This window comes from Prosthecobacter sp. (assembly GCF_044378005.1).
In the GTDB taxonomy this organism is placed as follows: domain Bacteria; phylum Verrucomicrobiota; class Verrucomicrobiia; order Verrucomicrobiales; family Verrucomicrobiaceae; genus Prosthecobacter.
Genome location: NZ_JBILYB010000288.1, coordinates 1 through 3,516, shown reverse-complemented (window position 1 = coordinate 3,516; position 3,516 = coordinate 1). Strand labels below are relative to the sequence as shown.

Here is a 3,516-nt window from a genome sequence, read left to right as displayed (position 1 = left end):
TCGCCGAGCTTGGCTTCAGCGTCGGCCTTCAGCTTCGCGAGGATCATCGCGCTGACTTCCTGCGGGCTGTAAGTCTTTGTTTCGCCGCCGACTTCGACCTGCACATGAGCGTCGCCATTCGCTGCGGCGACGATCTTGTAGGGCATGCGTTTGTCAGCATCGGTGAGTTCGGTGAACTTGCGGCCCATGAGGCGCTTCACGGAGAAGACGGTGTTGCGGGGATTCGTCACCGCCTGGCGCTTCGCGGCCTGACCGACGACGCGCTCGCCGCTCTTCGTAAAAGCGACGATGGAAGGCGTGGTGCGCGCGCCTTCAGAGTTTTCAAGCACCGTGGCCTTGCCGCCTTCAAGGACGGCCATGCAGGAGTTCGTGGTGCCGAGGTCAATGCCGAGGATTTTGCTCATGATGTGTGGGGTTGGGGAAAAGGTGAAACTGGATGATTTTGGTGTTCTCTCTTTGGCACGCGCCGTGCCAGCGTGGGCTGAGGATTTTTATCGCGTTGGTTATCAGTGCATTACAAAGATTCCACCTGCCGCCAGAACGAGCAAAACCCGCTAAAGAGTGCCAATTGTGGCACTTTTGCCCGTGACACTTGGCATTTTGAGCCAAGCACCTGGCACTTTACCTCACCGTGATGAAGTCGTGGTGATTCAGCAGCGTGTGGATGAAAGCAGGCCGGGCTTTTGCAGGCGGGCCGAGTTCCTTCAGTGCTTCGAGACAGGTCTTCAATTCTTCGGCGCCTGGGGCCGTGGCGAGCAGTGACTGGAAAGCAGTGCGAATGAAGGCTTCATCCGTGGGCTGATCGAGGCGGCGGGCAATGACCTCGGCGGAACTGAGCGAGGTTTGAGCGTTCATGAGCGCGAGCGCCTGCTGCGGGACGATGCTCTCGGCGCGGCGGTAGCAATCGAGGACGTTGGCGTTGTCGAACATCTCGAGGAAGAGGTTCGACTCGTCGCGGGTTTGATTGAAGTAGAGGCTGCGGCGCAGGAGCTTGTCGCCGGATTTGGCGTCGAGGGTCGGGCCGCCAAGGCGGGAATCGAGTCGGGCGGAGAGGTGCAGGAGGCTATCGCGCAGGATCTGGGCATCGAGCCGGACGGGATTCATGCGCCAGAGGTAGTGGTTCTCGGGATCGCGCTCGCGGTTCACGCTGGCGGCGTTGGCGTTGCTGCTGGTCATGGCATACGCGTTGCTGTGAACGATGAGGCGGTGGATGTGCTTGAGGCTCCAGCCATTCTCCATCAGTTCGATGGCGAGGAAGTCGAGCACGTCCTGCAGTGGCGGGCGCTTGGCCTGCCTGCCGAAATCGAAGACATTGGCGACGAGCGGCTGGCCAAAGTGCCTTAACCAAAGATGATTGACGACGACTCGGGCGGTAAGCGGGTTTTGTTTATCCGTGATCCAGCGAGCGAGAGCCGTGCGGCGGCCTGTGCTTGTCTCGGGGAAAGGCAGGTAGCGGGTCTTGTCCGTCTCGTCGGGACCTTCGAGAGCTTTGAGCGAAGTGACTTCGCGAGTCTCTTTTTTCTTGGCATCGCCCACGGGGATTTTGGCCTTCGCGCGAGCGGATTGGGCGGCGGTGGGGCTGAGTTTGACCGGAACGATTTCCAGCGGCTTGAAGGCAAGCACGGCGGGGATGCCGGGGGCGATGACGCGGGAGGTGTCGGGAGTCTTTTCCTCGCCTTTGATGTGGAGGTGCGTGGGCTTGGTGAGGTGGAGATCGTAGGCGCGAGGCAGGCCGTCTTTTTCGAGATCGGGCTGGCCGGGCTGGGCATCGAGCCGGACGTGGTAGGGCTCAAAAATGGCGCGCAGGGCGTAGTATTCGTCGTGCGTGATGGGGTCGTATTTATGGGCGTGGCACTTCACGCAATTCATCGTGAGGCCGAGGAAAGATTTGCTCGTGTGCTCGATGACGTCGTCGAGCCAGGTGGTGCGGTTAAAGAGGTAGTAGTTCCGCGCGAGGAAGCCGGTGGCGCGGAGCACATCGGGATTCTCCGGCGCGAGTTCATCGCCCGCGAGCATCTGCTGCACCATGAGGTCGTAGCCCTTGTCGGTGTTCAGGGATTCGATGATCCAGTCGCGCCAGTGCCAGATGTGCTTCTGGCTGTAGCGAAGCTGCGCGCCGAGACCATACCAGTCGCTGTAGCGCCAGATGTCCATGAAGTGGCGGCCCCAGCGCTCACCATGATGCGGTGAGGCGAGCAGTTGATCGACGATGCGCTGACGCATGGCGGGCGAGTCCTGCGCGGCGAAGACAGTCTGCTCTTCCAAAGTCGGCGGCAGGCCGGTGAGATCGAGATGCACACGGCGCAGCCAAAGCGTGGGCTCGATGGGCGCTTGCGGGACGAGCCCATGCTCGCGATGCGCCTCGGCGAGCAGTTGATCGATCGACTGCGCGCCGGGCGCTTTTTTTGGAGCCATGAAGGCCCAGTGCGGACCTGCGGGCACGCTTTCCTCCGAGGCATGACACGGCACGATCACCAGCGAGGCCAGTGAGAATGCGATGATGAGAAGCCGTGAGCTAGCTGCCATGAGAGCTGTCACATACGACGCTCGGCGCCGACTTCTTTTGAGTTCAGTCCTCAGCGCTGCGACGTCTCGGCGGCGAAAGCGGTGACATCCGTGAACCACTGGCGCATGGCTTTGAAGCCACGAACGAGCGCGCTATCCAGCGTCTCCGTGCAGTGCAGGCGTGCGGCGAGGCTGTCCTCCACGCCACGATAGCGCGGCAGGAGGTAGCAAAGGCGGACCGGCTTCGCATTGGGCGCGCTGCGGTGCCCGAGGCTGGGATGGAGCAGGCCTTTGCACAAAACGAGTCCGTCGGCAGGGAGCAGTACACGCCTTGCCGGAAGCACAAGCCACGGGCGGCGGACGAAGACGGCGTTGCCACTCGCATCGGTCTCGATGCGACCATAGCTGCGCGAGGGAATGCCCTGATGTGAGCGCGCGAGGAAGGCCCCTGTCCCTGCGGCGCGAATTTCATCCGTGGTGGACTTCTTTCCAAACAACAAATCGCTCACCATGACGCTGCCGAAGACGAGCAGGCGGAAGGACCAGCGGGCAAGCAGGGCGCTGATGATGGCGATGATGCCACACAGGACGAGTGCTGGAATCGGGCTGACGGTGTGGATCATTGCCGCGCAGGCCGTGAGCAGGGCGAGGACGCCGAGCTTGGCGAGCTTCAGGCCAGTATCGACGATGCCGAAAGGTGAAAGCGCGATCAGGACATGAATGGCATGAGAGGTGAGCCACACTACAGCGAAGAGCGCGAGGCTGAGCGGCACCGTGATCCAGGGCGATTGGAGGGAGGCATCAAGCATCGCGGCGAGCGGAGTCATGGCGAGTCCCGAGCCTGCGAGAGCATTCGCGGCTTGCTCGGGTTGGATACGCTGATGCTCACTCATGGCCAGAGCCACTAGAGGAACGAAAGCTGCGCTGGCGACGAGAGCGCTGGCTTTATTTTCAAAAAGTTCCACCCAGTCGAGCGGCTTCTTTAAAATACCCGGCACGGCTGCCCCGAAG

The 3,516-nt window shown here is 61.6% G+C and carries 2 protein-coding genes and 1 pseudogene; all 3 read right to left on the bottom strand.

Annotated elements, in window-relative coordinates; genetic code table 11:
* The coding region (locus tag AC6FTP_RS26205) for an Hsp70 family protein (RefSeq protein WP_497209848.1) at positions 1-404 on the bottom strand (404 nt) is incomplete at its 3' end.
* Between the two features lie 217 nt (positions 405-621).
* On the bottom strand, positions 622-2,526 hold the full coding sequence (locus AC6FTP_RS26200; RefSeq protein WP_497209847.1) for a DUF1549 and DUF1553 domain-containing protein: 1,905 nt from the start codon (positions 2,524-2,526) through the stop codon (positions 622-624).
* Positions 2,527-2,576: 50 nt separating this feature from the next.
* Positions 2,577-3,516, bottom strand: a pseudogene (locus tag AC6FTP_RS26195) (hypothetical protein); the annotation flags it as partial.

Bases quoted from the DNA above. Each gene is read 5' to 3' on its own strand.
- AC6FTP_RS26200 (WP_497209847.1), bottom strand. From the start codon at position 2,526: ATGGCAGCTAGCTCACGGCTTCTCATCATCGCATTCTCACTGGCCTCG.